Annotated in this window: 13 protein-coding genes; 7 read left to right on the top strand and 6 right to left on the bottom strand. The window is 68.6% G+C overall.

What is annotated here, in order from left to right:
* Positions 1 to 928 precede the first annotated feature (928 nt).
* Together NN4_RS28575 and NN4_RS28570 are read left to right on the top strand one after the other, a co-directional pair.
* Positions 929 to 1,669, top strand: coding sequence for a DUF2334 domain-containing protein (locus NN4_RS28575; protein WP_246181136.1), 741 nt, complete (start codon positions 929 to 931; stop codon positions 1,667 to 1,669).
* Positions 1,669 to 2,778 (top strand): glycosyltransferase, encoded by a 1,110-nt coding sequence (locus tag NN4_RS28570; protein ID WP_147137981.1) that lies wholly within the window; start codon positions 1,669 to 1,671, stop codon positions 2,776 to 2,778. The genes NN4_RS28575 and NN4_RS28570 overlap by 1 nt, the downstream gene beginning before the upstream one ends.
* A gap of 276 nt (positions 2,779 to 3,054) precedes the next feature.
* Here NN4_RS28570 and NN4_RS28565 read toward each other — a convergent pair whose 3' ends face one another.
* Entirely contained in the window at positions 3,055 to 3,981 is a 927-nt protein-coding gene (locus NN4_RS28565; protein ID WP_147137978.1) for a DMT family transporter, read from the bottom strand.
* A gap of 388 nt (positions 3,982 to 4,369) precedes the next feature.
* Here NN4_RS28565 and NN4_RS28560 point away from each other — a divergent pair, with 388 nt between their 5' ends.
* From NN4_RS28560 to NN4_RS28545, 4 genes are read left to right on the top strand one after another with little or no spacing between them, the layout of a single operon-like run.
* Positions 4,370 to 6,040: a CocE/NonD family hydrolase gene (locus NN4_RS28560; protein ID WP_147137975.1), complete on the top strand. Its 1,671-nt coding sequence runs from the start codon at positions 4,370 to 4,372 to the stop codon at positions 6,038 to 6,040.
* On the top strand, positions 6,037 to 7,410 hold the full coding sequence (locus NN4_RS28555; protein WP_147137972.1) for a M20/M25/M40 family metallo-hydrolase: 1,374 nt from the start codon (positions 6,037 to 6,039) through the stop codon (positions 7,408 to 7,410). The genes NN4_RS28560 and NN4_RS28555 overlap by 4 nt, the downstream gene beginning before the upstream one ends.
* Complete coding sequence (locus tag NN4_RS28550; RefSeq protein WP_147137970.1) at positions 7,407 to 8,285, top strand: alpha/beta hydrolase; 879 nt, start codon at positions 7,407 to 7,409, stop codon at positions 8,283 to 8,285. The genes NN4_RS28555 and NN4_RS28550 overlap by 4 nt, the downstream gene beginning before the upstream one ends.
* 9 nt (positions 8,286 to 8,294) lie before the next feature.
* Complete coding sequence (locus NN4_RS28545; protein WP_147137965.1) at positions 8,295 to 8,747, top strand: 6,7-dimethyl-8-ribityllumazine synthase; 453 nt, start codon at positions 8,295 to 8,297, stop codon at positions 8,745 to 8,747.
* 3 nt (positions 8,748 to 8,750) lie between these two features.
* Here the strand turns inward: NN4_RS28545 and NN4_RS28540 are convergent, their stop codons facing one another.
* Complete coding sequence (locus tag NN4_RS28540; protein ID WP_186818674.1) at positions 8,751 to 10,205, bottom strand: neutral zinc metallopeptidase; 1,455 nt, start codon at positions 10,203 to 10,205, stop codon at positions 8,751 to 8,753.
* A 166-nt stretch (positions 10,206 to 10,371) separates the two neighbouring features.
* Complete coding sequence (locus tag NN4_RS28535) at positions 10,372 to 11,316, bottom strand: endonuclease/exonuclease/phosphatase family protein (protein WP_147137959.1); 945 nt, start codon at positions 11,314 to 11,316, stop codon at positions 10,372 to 10,374.
* On the opposite strand from NN4_RS28535, the gene NN4_RS28530 reads away from it, so the two are divergent.
* Positions 11,315 to 11,701 carry an HPr family phosphocarrier protein gene (locus NN4_RS28530; protein ID WP_147137956.1) on the top strand — a complete coding sequence of 129 codons (387 nt, stop codon included), beginning with the start codon at positions 11,315 to 11,317 and terminating at the stop codon, positions 11,699 to 11,701. The two genes, NN4_RS28535 and NN4_RS28530, sit on opposite strands and share 2 nt — an antisense overlap.
* A gap of 263 nt (positions 11,702 to 11,964) precedes the next feature.
* On the opposite strand, the gene NN4_RS28525 is transcribed toward NN4_RS28530, so the two are convergent.
* The 3 genes from NN4_RS28525 to NN4_RS28515 all read right to left on the bottom strand — a co-directional run bounded on the left by NN4_RS28525 (position 11,965) and on the right by NN4_RS28515 (position 16,105).
* Positions 11,965 to 12,606 (bottom strand): cysteine hydrolase family protein, encoded by a 642-nt coding sequence (locus NN4_RS28525; protein ID WP_147137953.1) that lies wholly within the window; start codon positions 12,604 to 12,606, stop codon positions 11,965 to 11,967.
* A gap of 10 nt (positions 12,607 to 12,616) precedes the next feature.
* Positions 12,617 to 12,907: a YciI family protein gene (locus NN4_RS28520; protein ID WP_147137950.1), complete on the bottom strand. Its 291-nt coding sequence runs from the start codon at positions 12,905 to 12,907 to the stop codon at positions 12,617 to 12,619.
* A gap of 174 nt (positions 12,908 to 13,081) precedes the next feature.
* Positions 13,082 to 16,105, bottom strand: a complete 3,024-nt coding sequence (locus NN4_RS28515) for a bifunctional [glutamine synthetase] adenylyltransferase/[glutamine synthetase]-adenylyl-L-tyrosine phosphorylase (protein WP_147137947.1) — start codon at positions 16,103 to 16,105, stop codon at positions 13,082 to 13,084.
* Positions 16,106 to 16,140 lie beyond the last annotated feature (35 nt).

Below are 16,140 nucleotides of genomic sequence, written 5' to 3'. Positions count from 1 at the left end.
AACACCTGCACGACAAGCTTGCGGCTGGCCGGTTGCAGCGTTGGCCAGCACCGTCTTCGGCCGTAAGCCGGTACGCCGCGCAGGTATCGAACAGGACTTCACGGTGGCGACGCACCGGTCAGTACGCCGTGATGTCCCGTTCGGCGCACAACAAGACGGAACTACTCTCCCAGCGGGACAACGTGGCGACGAACCCCGAGTGAGTACGCCACGATGTCCCACTCGACGCACAGCCGGTCACGCAGCGGGACAACGCGGCGGCCAATCGCGAGTAAGCCCGCCATGGTCTCCCGCTCGGCGTGCAGCGGGGCCGAGCCGATCACCCAGCGGGACATAGCGGCGGCGAGCCGCAAGTGAGCACGCCATGACGTCCCACTCGACGCACAGCGAAGCCGAGCCGGTCACCCAGCGGGACAACGTGGCGGCGAACCCCGAATGAGCGCGCCGCGATGCCCCGCTCGACGCACAGCCGCTCACCCAGCGGGACACGGCGGCGGTCCATCGCGAGTAAGCCCGCCATGGTGTCCCACTCGACGCGCAGCGGGGTCGAACTGCTCACCGAGCGGGACATGGCAGCGACCACCTGCGGGTAAAGCACGCCGTGATGTTCGCTCGGCCGGCGGCGAGACGGAACCGATAACCCAGCGGAACAAAGTGGCGACGAATTGCGGGTGAGCGCGCCGCGATGTCCCACTTGACGCACAGCCGCTCACCCAGCGGGACACGCCGGCGGTCCATCGCGAGTAAGCCCGCCATGGTGTCCCGCTCGACGCGCAGCGGGGTCGAGTTGTTCTCCGAGCGGGAGGTGGTGGCGGTGAACCGCGAGTGAGCGCGCGGGGATGTCCCGCTGGGGCGGGGTGCTGATCCGTTGGGTTTCGGCGGTTTGCTGTTCAGCTGGTGGCTACCGGGTGGTGTTAGTTTGCGGTGCGTGGGTGCGCGGTTGGTGGTGAGCGTTCATGACGTCGCGCCTGCTAGTTCGGCGGAGACGGCGCGGTGGTGTGCGGATGCCGATGGGTTCGGGATTCCGGTGTCGCTGTTGGTTATTCCGGGTCCGTGGCGGGGTGCGGGGTTGGCCGAGCGGCCGGATTACGCGGATTTTTTGCGGGAACGGCGAGCCGGTGGGGACGAGATCATGGTGCATGGGTGGTCGCATCGGGCCGGGCCCGAGGGTGGGTGGCCGCGACGGGCGCTGGGCCGTGCGGTGGCGCGCGGCGCGGCAGAATTCGCCGCGCTCTCCACTGGCGAGGCGGCCGTCAAGCTCCAGGAAGCCAACGCGGTGATGGCTGAATCCGGCCTGTCGACAACGGGTTTCACTCCGCCCGGCTGGCTCGCCTCACCCGCAGCGGAACAAGCACTACGCGAGGCAGGCTTCTCGCACACCACGGACCACTTCGGCGCAAAGGACCTGCGAACCGGTCGCCGCCATTGTGGTTTCGCCCTCTCGCACCGCCCCGGCGGCGGCTGGTCCGAACGCTTCGGCGCCACCATGCTGGTCACCATGGCCCGCCGCAACGCGGCACGCGGCGGACTCGTGCGCCTCGCCTTACACCCGGACGACCTGCACTGCCCCGGCCTCCGCGACGCCACCTTGCGCGCCATCGACGCCGCCCTGCACGCGGGCGCTCGAGCAACCACCTACGCCGACTTGGTCAGAGCGGCGGACAGCTGATGCGAATCGTGCAGATCGCCAACTTCTACACCCCCGCCTCCGGGGGACTGCGGACCTGTCTCGATGAGATCGGTCGGGGGTATCTGGCTGCGGGGCATGATCGGGTGCTGGTGGTTCCGGGGCCGGCGGATGGCGATGAGTCGACGGTGTCGGGGCGGCGGATTACCGTGCACAGTCCGAAGTTCGGGGCGGGTGGGTATCACGTGCTGACTGCTCGGCGAACTCGGGCGATCCTGGATGGGTTGCGGCCGGATGTGCTGGAGTGCAGCGACAAGCTGAGTGTGCGGTGGCTTGCCCCGTGGGCGCGCGGTGTCGGTGTGCCGCTGGTGCTGTTCTCGCACGAACGTATCGACGCCATCCTGCGCACGCGCGTGCCACCTGGTTTCCCGTTGACCGCCGCCGCCGACCTCGCCAATCGCCGCCTCTGCGTGCGGGCCGAGAAGGTGGTGGTCACTTCGAGTTTCGCGACGGCGGAGTTCGCTCGGATCGGGGCCACCAATGTGCGTCGCGTCCCGCTGGGCGTCGACCTGACCACCTTCCGCCCCACCGAAACACCCTGGGCCGCTGGCGATCCGGTACGCCTGGTGCTGGTGAGCAGGCTGTCCAAGGAGAAGCGGGCCGAACGTGCGATCGAGGCGGTGCGGGTACTGGTCGAGTCCGGTCTGCGCTGCGAACTCGCGGTCATCGGCGACGGCCCGCTGCGGCCTCGGCTCGAGCGCCTGGCTATCGGGCTCCCGGTGGTCTTCCACGGTCACCTCACCGATCGCGCCACCATGGCAACCCTGGTGGCCAACGCCGATATCGCGATATTCCCCTCCCCCGCTGAGACTTTCGGCCTCGCGGTCCTGGAATCTCTCGCCTGCGGCACCCCCGTCGTAGTCCCCGACGCGGGCGCCGCGCGTGAACTCGTCGACGCCCGCGGTTCCGGCATCGTCTCCGATGGCACTCCGCAGGGCTTGGCCGGCGGCGTCCGCCAGCTCCTGACGATCCCCGCCCCGCAGCGCCGTCACGCCGCCCGCCTCGCGGCAGAACGTTTCCCGTGGTCAGCCACGGTCACAGGCATGCTCGCCCTGTACGCCGACTATGAATCCCCTGCCCGCTCAGCCTGACCACACAACCATGCTCAGGGGGACACGGCGGCGGCAAAGTCCGAGTAGACCCGCCGCCATGTCCACCCGTGCGGTTCCAGACTCGTCGTTCTCGAATCGGCGGCAGTCCTCCCCGAATCGCGGCGGTCCTCCCCGAATCGCGGCAGTCAGTCCTCCTCGAATCGCGGCGGTCCTTCTCGAAGCGCGGCAGTCAGTCCTTCCCGAATCGCGGCATCGGCGGCATGGTTGTGAATCGAATCTCGGTGCTGCCCTTGGACGCCCACACCGAAACTTCAACTACGAGACCCGTTCACACACCGGCTGATCCGACGGTGACGGGTCCAGTTCGTCATGCAACGTGGGTGAGTTCGCCAGCAACGCGATCCCGGCGATCACCAGCACAGCCGCCAGGATCAGTAGCACCGGACGCGGATGAACAGTCACCGCGAACAGAGTCAGACCTGCCGCGTAACTGAGCACCGGGTCGGTGATCGTCATCGCGGTGAGCGCGGTGGGCAGCGAACCTCTGGCGTACGCCTCCTGCGTGAGCAGTCCGCCAAGGACGGTCGACACCGGAATCCCCAGCAGCGGCCAACTCGGATCAGGGAGCACCGTCGTCGCGATGACCACCAGCACCGCCGTGGTCGAGAAGCAGCAACCCGCCGCCACCGCGACCAACGCCGACCGCAACTGCGTCGACTTCGTCAGACGCGACACGGCGACCAACACGACGATCCCCAGGAACACACCCACACCGACCCCGGGCAGCAACTCCGGCCGCACCTCCGCATGCCCCGGCGCACTCTGTCCGACCAGCAGAATCAACCCCGCACACACGAAAGCGGTCCCCGCCCAATCCCGCCCGAGCAACGCCCGCCTGCGCCGCGCCGCCGCGAACGGCAACGCGAACAGCAGCTGCACCACCAGCAGCGCCTGCACCACCGCGATCGCCCCGACCCGCAGCGCCACCGCATGCACCACGAACCCCGCCACATTCGCACCCTGCCCCGCCAACCACCGCCGATCGGTGACCAACCGACGAGCAATCCCCACGATCACCAGAAACCGACCTTGCCCGGCTTCGGTAGCAGCCTGCCGCGCCGCCCCCTGCTGCAACGCCGCCGACACCGCGAACAGCAACGCCGCGAACAGCGCGAGAGAAATTGTCCCCACCGCGACCACATCGACAGGGCCGCTGTCCTGCACGCCCACAGCCTCCGACATATGGCCCATGCTGGCGGCCCGGAGTGAACACGGCATGGCGCCCGCCCGGCGGATTGGCAACACCTCGGGCGCCGGCGCCAGAGGAGTGCCGACCCCAGCCAGCACGCCCACATCGTGCTTGCCGGCCGCCGAGACTCCAGCAGGCCACCCGAGGTAGCCCGGCATTCCGCAACCGCAACGCGCACAGCCCGACCGGCAACGCCACCCGGCGCGACCGTGTAGCTACTGAGACTCCGCCCCGGACCGAGGTGGCGACCTGGTGGACCGCCGCCCACAGCTGCACCGGCCATCCGACAAACCGCATCGGCTGCGCTCCTCGGGGACCCCCACCAACAGACCACCCCGGTTCCAGGGGCTGGACGGTCGTCCGGGCACACTCGATAGTCCTATGGTGAGCGAACGAACGGTCCTGGTGCGCGCCTTGTGCGGGCTGTTGCTGCTGTTGGCTGTGACCACGCCGGTGACGGCGGGGGCGGAGCCGCTGTCGGAGCCGTTCCAGTGGCGGCAGGCGTTTCTCGATGCGCCGGACGGCACTCGGCTGCACGCGGACATTCTGCGTCCGGCGGGCATCGCCGACGACGTGCGCACGCCAGTCGTCCTCACCGTCAGTCCGTACCGTGCCCACCTGGCGTATCTGAGTGAGCCCCGGCTGCGCGGCGGCCCGTCCACCGACAACCTGCAGGCGGACATGTTCCTGCGCGCCGGCTACACCTATGTGGTCGTCGATCTGCGCGGTTTCGGCGGCTCTACCGGCTGCCCGGATTTCGGCGGCCCCGGCGAACGATCCGACGTCGCGACCGCGGTGGAGTGGGCCGCGAACCAACCGTGGTCCACGGGCAAGGTCGGCATGTTCGGCGTCTCCTACGAGGCGTGGACCGGCTTGATGGGCCTGGCGACGAAGCCGAAGGGCTTGGCGGCGGTCGCGTCGTTCGAACCGGTGGTAGACCCATATTCGTACCTGTACATGCAGGGCATCTCGTGGAAGTTCTCGGGCAAGCCGATCACCGAGAACGGCGTACGCCCAGCCGATCTCGCCGGACTGGAGCACCTGCTGATCGCGTCGACCCCGGCCCGCCCGGAGGATCTACCCGAATACCAAGCCGCTGCGGCCCAACTGCCGATGCAGTGTTACCAGCAGTACCTGGCCGACATGACCAATCACGACGGCAACTCTTCCTTCTGGCGCGACCGCGATCTGGTGGGCCCGTTGCGCGGCAACACTATTCCCCTGTTCCTCGGTCAGGGCTTCGTCGACTACAACACCCGCGCCTACCGCGTGTTCGACCTGTGGAACGGCCTCGGCCCCGGCGACCACAAGGCGTGGTTCGGCCAGTGGGGCCACCGCACCTGCCACGACAAGTGCGGCACACCGCATTTCGATACCGAGCTGCTCGCCTTCTTCGACAAGCACGTCGCAGGCCGCGATGTGCAGGTGCCCGGCCCACGGATCACGGTGGGCCAGTTCGACGGCAACTGGCGCGCCGAAACCGCATGGCCGCCTGCTGATGCCGCCCGCATACCGGTCGAGCTGCGCCCCGGCGGCTACACCGACCGCGGCCTGCTGCCCGGCCCGGACCGCGAATTCTGGTCGGTCTCCGAACCTTTGGCCCAGGCCCAGCACCTGTCCGGCATGCCGTCGGCGTCGCTGCGGGTGAACGGTCCGGCCAATGCCACTGTCGCGGTGGAGCTCTACGACATCGCCCCCGACAACCAGGCCACCGTCATCACCCGCGGCATCGCACCCGTCGGCGGCGACACCGCCGAAGTCCGCCTGCTGGCCCAGGATTGGCCGATCGCGGCGGGCCACCGGATCGGCGTGCGCGTCACCGACGTCGTCGACGACGTCTGGTCACACACGCCCGCCTTCGCCCAGGTCACCGTCACCGAAGCGCGGATCGAGCTCCCCTTGCTGACGGGGACCCGCACGCCGGACCTCGTCGGCGGCATGACCGAGGGCATCGTGAAGTGGCGAAACGAGAAGACCATCCCGCTCGCCCCGGCCATGCTGAACAATGCGACGGTGTCCATGAATTTGCCGAACCGCACCGGTGCCCGATGACGGACCCCGTCGACCACCGCACCGCAGAGCGCCTCGCCGCCGCATTACGGTGCGTCACCGTGTCCACCGACGATCCGAAACACGTCGACGATGCGGCCTTCGTACAACTTTCCGCACACCTCGAGCAATCTTTTCCGCGGGTACACGCTGAGCTCGAGCTGGAGCGATTCGGCTACAGCAGGCTCTACCGCTGGCCCGGCGTCGAGCCCGAGCGCGTCTCCGCGATCCTGCTCGCCCACCAGGACGTGGTGCCGGTGGACGACCCCCAGCGCTGGACCCATCCGCCGTTCGCGGGCGTGATCGATGACGAATTCATCTGGGGCCGTGGCGCGATCGACGACAAGAGCAGGCTGCTGGCGATCCTGGAGGCGGTCGAGTCGGCGTTGGCGGCGGGAGTTCGCCCGCGGCACACCATCTTCCTGGCTTTCGGCCACGACGAAGAGGTGTTCGGCGACACCGGCGCGATGCACATGGCGGAGCGCCTTCGTCGCGACGGCGTACAGGCCGACCTGCTGCTCGACGAGGGCGGCATGATCACCGAGGGCGTCGCCGAGGGGGTCGAGCAACCGGTCGCCAGCATCATGCTCGGCGAGAAGGGTTATGCGACAGTGCAACTGTCGGTCAGCGAGGTCGGCGGACATTCGTCCATGCCGGGCAAGCAGACCGCGGTCGGCCGGATCGCGCGGGCGGTGAGCCGCATCCAGGATCATCCGATGCCGTTGCGGATGACGCCGGTGACCGCCGACATGCTGGCCAGGTTGCGGCACGCGATGCCCGCGTCGCGCAGCAGGCTGCTCGGCCTGGCCGGTCTCGCCGCACCGCTGGTCACCCGGGTGATGGCGATGCGGCCGCAGACCGAGGCGATGGTGCGCACCACCACCGCCCCCACGGTGATCCGCGGCGGCGTGAAGGCGAATGTGCTGCCCCAGCATGCCGAGGCCTTCGTCAATTTCCGCATCCTGCCCGGCGATTCGGTCCAGTCGGTGCTGGCGCATTGCCGGAAGGTGGTGCGCGACAAGGGTGTTCGGATCGAAGCGGAGGGCATGGCGTCCGAGCCGACGGTGCACGCCGCACCGGGGCCTGCGTTCGACGTGATCGCCGACATCGCGCGGGCCATCGTCCCCGGCGTCGTCGTCACCACCGGCATCGTGCCCGGCGCCACCGACTCACGGCACTACCACGACCTCGCGGGCACCCGCTGCAACTTCGCCCCGATCGTGCTCGGCGCACGCGATATCGCATCGATCCACGGAACCGACGAGCGCCTCTCCCTGGTCAACTACGCTCGACTCATCGAGTTCAACCGGCGGCTGATCGCGCAGTTCGCGCAGCCGTCGGGCCCCGCGCCGACCACAGGAGCCGATGCATGACGACCGAGCCGAAGGCCAGTGGCGACGCCGAACCGCAGATCCACACCCGGACCGGCCGATTCGACGGCACCGGCAGCGGCATCGCCTGGCGCGCCTGGCTCCCCGACACCCCCGCACGCGGCGTGATCGTCCTCGTGCACGGCGTCGCCGAACACTCCGGCCGCTACACCCATGTCGGCCGGCGCCTCGCCGCCGCCGAGTTCGCGGTCTACGCGCTCGACCACATCGGCCACGGCAAGTCCGCGGGCAGCAAGGCCAATATCGGTTCGCTGGACGGCGCCGCCGACAACGTGGCCGCCATGCTCGACATCGCGACCCGCGAACACCCCGGCGTCCCCCGCTTCCTGGTCGGCCACTCGATGGGCAGCCTGATCGTGCTGCACCTGGCCACCCGCAGGCCGATCGATGTGGCGGGCATCGTGGTTTCCGCACCGCCGCTGGACATCTCGGCGGGTAACCCCGCGCAACGCGCGCTCGCCCCGGTATTGACCCGATTGACCCCGAATCTCGGTGTGCTCAAACTGGATTCGTCGCAGATCAGCCGCGACCCCGAGGTGATCCGCGCCTACGACAACGACCCGCTGGTGTATCGGGGCAAGCTGCCCGCCCGCACCGCCGCCGAGATCCTGAACACCACGTTCCTCGTCAAAGAGCGGCTGCCGAAACTCACGGTGCCGGTCCTGGCGCTACACGGCACCGCGGACGCGATCGCCGCCCCGTCCAGCACCGATCTGATCGAGCGGGGCGCGGGCTCGAAGGATCTCACCGTGATCCGCTACGACGGCCTCTACCACGAGATCTTCAACGAACCCGAGAAGGACAAGGTGCTCGGCGACGTGGTGGACTGGCTGGAAGCGCACGTTACCGGTAAGTAAGATTCGGGGATGGGAACCACCGGATCCGTCGCGTTCATTCGCGCCAGCTGGCACAGCTCGATCGTCGGCAAGGCCTACGAGGGCTTCACCGCCGAGTACGCCGAGCTCGGCTACGACCCGGCCGCCGTCGAGATGTTCGAGGTGCCCGGCGCGTTCGAGATCCCGCTGCACGCCCAGCGTCTCGCGCGCTCGGGCAGGTACGCGGCGGTCGTCGCGGCCGCGCTGGTCGTGGACGGCGGCATCTACCGGCACGACTTCGTGGCGTCCGCGGTGATCGACGGACTGATGCGGGTGCAGCTGGACACCGACGTACCGGTGTTCTCGGTGGTGCTCACGCCGCACCACTTCCACGAGCACAGCGAGCACGTCACGTACTTCACCGAGCACTTCGTGACGAAGGGCGCCGAGGCGGCCCGCGCGGTGGCGACCACCCTGGCCGCGCTGCGATCGCTGCCGGTGTAGCGCTTACTTGTAGCGCGACAAGCAGGCCTTTTCACCTTCCAGCACGCCGGTGCGGAAGGCCTCCACCCGTTGATATCCGCTCGGTACCACCTTGCCGTTGACGTCGCTGGCGGTGCGTCCCTCGCTCAGCAGTTCGGAGACGGCCTCGTCGAGGTCGCCCGCCGACAGCCGCGGGTCGCTGCCCGGCTCGCTGAGCGCGGTGGTCACCACACCGGACAGGCAGGCGGTGCGCAGCCCCGCGGTCTCCGCGCCGGTCAAACCGAGCTTGCGATCGTGTTGCACCGCAAGGACATACCGCGACACGAAGATGACGAAGGCGTTGTAGTCGCCGTTCACCGCCGCCGAGAGCGGATCCAGGCCGTCCTTGGTCGGCGCACCGCGGCTGGCCAGGGCGGGCACCGCGGTGCCGATCGTGTTCGTGCCGGGACAGTACGAAACCGGTTCGGTGGGAGTGGCATTCGAGCAGTCCCGCACCACCCCCGAGTAGTCGAACCGAGGTGGCGTGCTGAGCGGGAAGATCCTGCTCAGGACCTGGCTCACGCTTTGCAGCGAGGGCACAGTAACCGGAAGCTGCGGCAGGAACTGCTCACCCGGCTCGAACGTGACGGGCAACTTGCCGCGGCGCTGCGCGATCTGCTGCGTGGTGAGCGTCTTACAGCCTTGCGCGCCATCGGAATAACCGATCTGCACGGCCGTCACCCGCTCGAACGCCGACCCGTGCGCATTGCTGGGATCGCTCGGATCCTGGTCCCGGATGGCTACCGTGGCACCGAGGACGGCGTTGAGTCCGTCGGTGGTGTTCAAGGTGAAGTGCGCCGAATCCCCTTCGGCCACATGGCGTAAGAAGACTCCGGCGAGGCAGTCGGCCTGCTGCTCCAGCACCAGCGTCGGTGTCCGCAGACCAGCGAGCCTGGCCTGCCGCTGAATGGCGTGGCCGTATTCGTGCGCGAGCACCATCACCACCGCCATCTCGCCGAACTTCTCCGCCACCGCCGGCATCAGCACGCCGCGGTCCCAGCCGATGGTGTGGTCCGCACTGCAATAGGCGGCGTTCACCACGTGATAGGTGCTCTCGCCGCAGAACTCGATCGCCTGCTGCCGGGGCGCCTTCGCGTCCCAGGAGTAGAACTCCGACACCGGGGTAAAGGCGCCCGGAAAGTTCTCCGGATACGCCGCCGTCCAGAACTCCTGCAGGTCGGCGAGGGAGTTGAGCGCGAGCTTGTCGTACCTGCCGCCGTCACCGTTGATCGCGGTGAGCGGCGCGTCCGGCACACCCTTGCGTGGGCCGTTCGGACCGGTGGCCGTCATCGAACCGGCTACTTCCCAGTCGGTTTCGGTGGATGGCGCAGTGGTGGTCGGGGTGGGCGGGATCTGCACGCCCTGCCCGCAGCCGGCCAGTACCGCGCCGAACAGCGCGAGCAGGGCGACCGCACCGAACCGCAGTCGTTGTGTACTCATCATCCACGGGCCTCCCCGAGTACCGTGCACGCCCGACGCGTGCGAGGGCCCGGAGCAGTACAGCTGTCGATACACCGAGCATTCTCACGATAATCGCCGAGTACCCCGCGCACGTAGCAACCAACGGCCGATCGTTACCCGATCGGCAGTACCCTTGCCCGCGAGCTCAATTCAACCGAGCGCGCACGAGCAAGGCGCGATGATCGGAGCCGGGGACGCTGAACGTCCGCACTTCCTGCGCCGTGGCGTCGGCGAGCAGGACGTGATCGATGCCGATGATCGGGCCCCACCGCCGGTCGTCCGGGAACGTCAGCAGCAGTCCGGCGCCCGCCTGATCGGCCGCGGCGGCGAAGCGACCGTGCAGCAGTTCGCGATACGCCGCGTGATCGCGGGTCGCGTTGAGATCCGCGCCGACGATCGCGGGTCCCTGTTGCGCGTCGAGGATTTCGCGGATCCGCCGCATCTCCGCCAGCCAGTCCGAGAAGTTCATCGGCGGCGGAATCGGGTGGAATGCGAACACCGCGATCGGTCCGCGATCGGGATGCTCCATCGTCGCGGACACCTGGTTCAGGATGAAGCCGTCGTATTTCTTGGTGTCGCGCAACGGGTATCGGCTGTAGATGCCGGTGCCGCCACCACCGTCGGCGGTCGGCTGCAGATACGAATATGGCAGCAGCGCACCGAGTTCCGCCGCGGCCAGCCGGTCTACGGCGGCGTTGGTCAGCTCGTTCACGGTCAGCACGTCGACGTTGTTGTCGCGCACCGCCCGCGCCACCGCGTCGACGTCCGCCTTCCCGAACAGCAGGTTGGACTGCAGCACCGTGACCTCGGGCCCGCTCGCCGCCCGCCCCGCAGGCAGGAACGCGGGTGCCAACGTCCACAGCACCACCCCCACCAGCACCCCGGCTATCCCTGCACTCCGCCAGCCCTTCGCGATCAGGAAGAACACCAGCGCGACGAGCGCGCCCACCATCAGATAGGACGCCCCCGACGCAACCAAGACCAGTAACTTTTGCTGCCAGGCCCCGAAATGCAGCACAACCCCGACGACTCCCGCCGTCAGCGCGCACCAACCCACCCCGAGCACCACCCGCTCCAACCATTTCGGCATGCCCCGACCCTATGCGGGACGTGTGGAGATGCTGTGTGCCGACCGTGCGGTTCTCGTGCGGTTCACGATCGACCGCATAAACTGGGCGCGAACGCTGGAGGGCCCCATGTACGTCGAAGAGTTTCGCATCGCAGGTCCACTCACGGCCGAGAGCGCCGAAGAGCTCCTCGCCGGGATGATCGGCTACACCTCTCGCATCACCGTCAGCTGCAATGGGCGCAGCGTGCATGCACCCTTACTGCCATCGTGCTGGGATGTGCTGCGACTGCGTGCGGGCAGCACGGTGACGGTGACCGCTGAGCACGGCCACCGTCCCGAGCTCGACGAAGACCGGCAGGCGATCCGCGTCTTCGTCGACCGGTTCCAGGAACTCACCAGCGCGTAACCCGCTCTCTGCTCGAGCGTTCCGACTGCTGATCGTGCCGCCGGTACCTCTCGCGCATTCCCCAGGCCACCAAGCCATATTGCGCACCGAGCGGTGCCACCACCGGGGTGCGCGCGATCGACAGCCGCTGGGTGCCGCCGACGACGGCAAGCAAGGGTTGTGTGGCGTTCAACCTGTGCTGGCGGCTAGCCGGCCGTACTTGCCGCGGAGCTGCCGGTCACCGCTCGAGATCAGCGGACGGCCCACGAGGGTGCGGCGGGCGGTCAGCGCGGCGTCATCAGCTCGACCAGGGCGGCGGTATCGGTGGTGAGCGAGCCGCCCGCGAATTCCAATGTCGCGTAGGCTCTTTCGGCCGCCTCGGGATGCCCGGCCCCGCACGCGTCGGTGACTATGATCGGCAGATACCCGAGGTCCAGGCTGTGCCGGACCGTGGGTTCGATGCCGACCTCCATGGCGATGCCCGCGATGGCGTAGCTGTCGATCCCGCAGTCGCGCAACGCGATATCGAGCGGTGTCGCCGCGAACGCGGACATGGTGATCTTGTCGAAGACCATCTCGTCGGCGTCGGGTGTCAGCTCCGGGATGAGCTGGTATTGCGGCGAGCCCTGCGGGAAGCTGGAGCGCAGCTCGTTCGGGTCGTCCACCCGCTGCCATTGCATGGCGGTCCGCAGCTGCGCGACGCCGGACGCGGCGATCGGCAGCGACATGTGCCGGGTGTAGAAGACCCGAAAACCACCGGCGCGCGCGGCATCTCGGAGTTGCACACAGGCGCGCACGATCTTGTCACCGTCGGCGATCTGTCCAACGATGCCCACCTGCATGTCGTAGATCACTACCGCGATCCGCCTGGGATCGCAGGCGTCGGCGACGGTTTGCGGAATGCTGAGGCCGAAGGCATTGCGCACGGCTGCGTCCTTACTTGGTCCGGTCGTAGGGCTCGGCGACGTCGACTTTCGGATCCATCAGCGCCTCCAGCGGCAGCGGCGCCTGGACCGGAACGTAGGTCCACTCCAGGTAACCCGCCTTGGTGAGCGGGAAGTCGGCGACATACTCTTGCGCTTCTTCGACGCTGTCCACCTCGAACACAATCACCACGCCGGGTTCGTCGGCGCGCGCGTAGTTCTCCCGCACGATGCCAGCCTTCCACAGCCGCCACACATTGGCGACCTCCTCGGGCAGGTACGGGTTGATCGTCTCGAGGGTCACGCCTGGCTTGAAACGGTCGAAAAACCGACGAAGGGTGGAGCCTGGTCCCCGCCTTGACCGCCCTCTACGAGTGGGGCGAAAAACGCGCCGAGCGAACAGGTCTGCGCATCGAGCCCGCGCCTTCGGTGCCGAACTAGCTCGCTGAATCCGCACCGATTTTCGGGATGCGCACCCTCATTCCCCGAAGACGCGCTCCACCACCGCTTTCGCCCGCCGCGTCACCCGCATGTAGTGATCGAGGAACTCGCTACCATCGTCGTTCGGCCAACCCGCCACCCGCGCAACAGCGGACAGCAGCCGCCCCGGACCGGGCAACTGATCGGCGGGCTTGCCGCGCACCAGCACCAAAGCGTTGCGCGCCTTGGTCGCGGTGAGCCAGGCGTCGCGCAGCAGCGCGACATCGGCGGCGTCGAGCAGTTCGGTCTGCTCGATGACGTTGAGCGACTCCAGCGTCGAGGTGTTGTGCAGTCCGATGACCTCGTGGGCGTGGCGCAGCTGCATCAGCTGGACCGTCCACTCGATGTCGGCGAGACCACCGCGGCCGAGCTTGGTGTGGGTGGCCGGGTTGGCGTTGCGGGGTAGTCGTTCGGCGTCGATCCGGGCCTTGATCCGCCGGATCTCACGCACCGCCTCGGTCGACACCCCGCCCTTCGGGTACCGCACCTTGTCGATGACGTGCAGGAAGCGCAGACCCAACTGCTGATCACCGGCGACCTGATGGGCCCGCAGCAGCGCCTGCACCTCCCACGGCTGCGCCCACGACTGGTAGTAGGCGGCATAGGCGGCCAGCGTACGGACCAGCGGGCCGTTGCGTCCCTCGGGCCGCAGCCCGGCATCCACCTGCAACGGCGGATCGGTGCTCGGGGCACCGAGCAGCTGCTGCACCTTGTCGGCGACGTGGATCGCCCACTTCACCGCCTTGGCCTCGTCCTCGCCCGGCCGGGGGTCGCAGACGAAGAGGACGTCGGCGTCGGACCCGTAACCGAGCTCCATACCGCCGAGCCGGCCCATGCCGATCACCGCGATATCGGCGGGCGCGGGGCCGCCCCGCTCGGCCTCGCTCGCCCGAATCACCGCTTTGAGTGAGGCTTCCAGCACCGCGACCCACACCGAGGACAGCGCCCGGCACACCTGTTTGACGTCGAGCATCCCGAGCAGATCCGCCGAGGCCACCCGGGCCAGCTCGTGCCTGCGCAGCGAACGTGCCGCGGCGACAGCGCGTTTCGGGTCGTCGTAGCGGGCGGCGGCCGTCATGATGCCGCGCGCGACGTCTTCGGCCTGCGGGCTGAGCAGCAGCGGACCACCGGGCCCGTCGGCATACATGCGGATGGTGTCCGGCGCGTTGATCAACAGATCGGGCAGGTACTCCGAGGAGCCGAGCACGATCATCAGCCGCTGCGCGATGGCGCCCTCGTCGCGCAGTTCGCGCAGGAACCAGATCTGGTCGTCGAGCCCCTCGGACACTCGGCGGTAGGCGAGCAGGCCCGCGTCGGGATTCGGTGTGTCGCCGAGCCATTCGAGCAGCGTCGGCAGCAGCAACGCCTGGATCCGGCCCTTGCGCGAGACCCCGCCGGTGAGGGCTTTGAGGTGTCCGAGGGCATGCTCGGGCGCCTGGTAACCCAGCGCGGCCAACTGCCGGATCGCCGCGTCGGGACTCAGCCGCAACGCGTCGGGCTCCAGCTTGACCACCGATTCCAGCAGCGGCCGGTAGAACAGCTTGGCGTGTAAGCGCCGCACCCGCACGGAGTTTCGCCGGATCTCGCTGGCGAGCACACCGACCGCGTCCTGCCTGCCGTCCGGCCGGATGTGCGCGGCGCGGGCCAGCCAGCGCATGCCCTCTTCGTCGTCCGTGGCGGGCAGGGTATGCGTGCGCCGCAACCGTTGCAGTTGCAGGCGATGTTCGAGCAGCCGCAAGAACTCATAGGAGGCAGTGAGATTCGCGGCATCGTCGCGGCCCACGTAACCGCCCGCAGCCAACGCGGTGAGCGCCTCGACGGTCCCCTGCACGTGCAGCGACTCGTCCACCCGGCCGTGCACCAATTGCAGGAGCTGGACGGCGAATTCGACGTCGCGCAGGCTGCCGTGGCCCAATTTCAGTTCACGCTCGCGCATGTCGGCGGGCACCAGGTCTTCCACCCGGCGGCGCATCGCCTGCACGTCGGCGACGAAGTCGGGTCGCTCGGAGGCGGCCCACACCATCGGCATCAGCGCGGCTCGGTACTGCTCGCCGAGCGCCAGGTCACCGGTCATCGGCCGGTTCTTCAGCAGCGCCTGGAATTCCCAGGTCCGGGCCCACCGCTTGTAATAGGCGACGTGCGACTCCAGCGTGCGCACCAGCGCGCCCGCCTTGCCCTCGGGCCGCAGCGCCGCGTCCACCTCGAAGAAGGCCGCGCTGGCGACGCTCATCATCTCGGCCGCCAACCGGGTCGCGGTGGCGTCGGCGGGTTCCGCGACGAACACCACGTCGACATCGCTGACGTAGTTCAGCTCGCACGCGCCGCTCTTACCCATGGCGATCACCGCGAGCCGCACCGGCACCGGGCCGTCCTTGCAGACCCTCGCCACCGCCACCGACAGTGCCGCGGTGAGCGCGGCGTCGGCGAGCGCGGTGAGATGACGGCCGACCACCTGGTACGGCAGCACCGGTTCGTTCTCGACGGTCGCCGCCAGATCGAGCGCCGCGAGCAACATCAGCTGATCGCGATACCGCTTCCGCAGCAACGCGACCACCTCGGGACCGGACTCGCCGGCTCGGAACAGCAGCGCCTCCGTCCCCGGCTCACCCACCGGCCCCTGCTCCGGCACCGCATGCACCGCGTCGAGCAGATCGGCGATCAACTCATCGCGCGTCGGTAGCCCCTTGCGCAGCAAGACGTGCCAGGCCGCGGGATCCACCACCAGATGATCGGCGAACGCACTGGACGAGCCGACCAGCGCGAACAGCCTGCCGCGCAACGCCGTGTCCGTGCGGATCGCCGAATCCAGTTCGTCCCAGTCGGTTTCGAGCCGCTCGCGCAGCTTGATCAGGGTGTTCAGCGCCAGGTCGGCGTCGGGCGCCCGCGACAACGCCCAGAGCACGGGAATAGCTTCGACGTTGTCCCAGCCCAATTCACGCAGCGAGGCAGCGGCGGTGGGCTCGAGCAATCCGAGCCGACCGACGCCGGGGACAGCGGAGCGGGCAGTCGGGGGCCGGACCATAGCTCTCAAATTACATGGTCAGGACCGACGACTCG

Origin of the sequence: Nocardia ninae NBRC 108245, assembly GCF_007990755.1 — a bacterium.
GTDB classification, from domain to species: domain Bacteria; phylum Actinomycetota; class Actinomycetes; order Mycobacteriales; family Mycobacteriaceae; genus Nocardia; species Nocardia ninae.
This window is presented reverse-complemented; position numbering and strand designations above follow the sequence as displayed.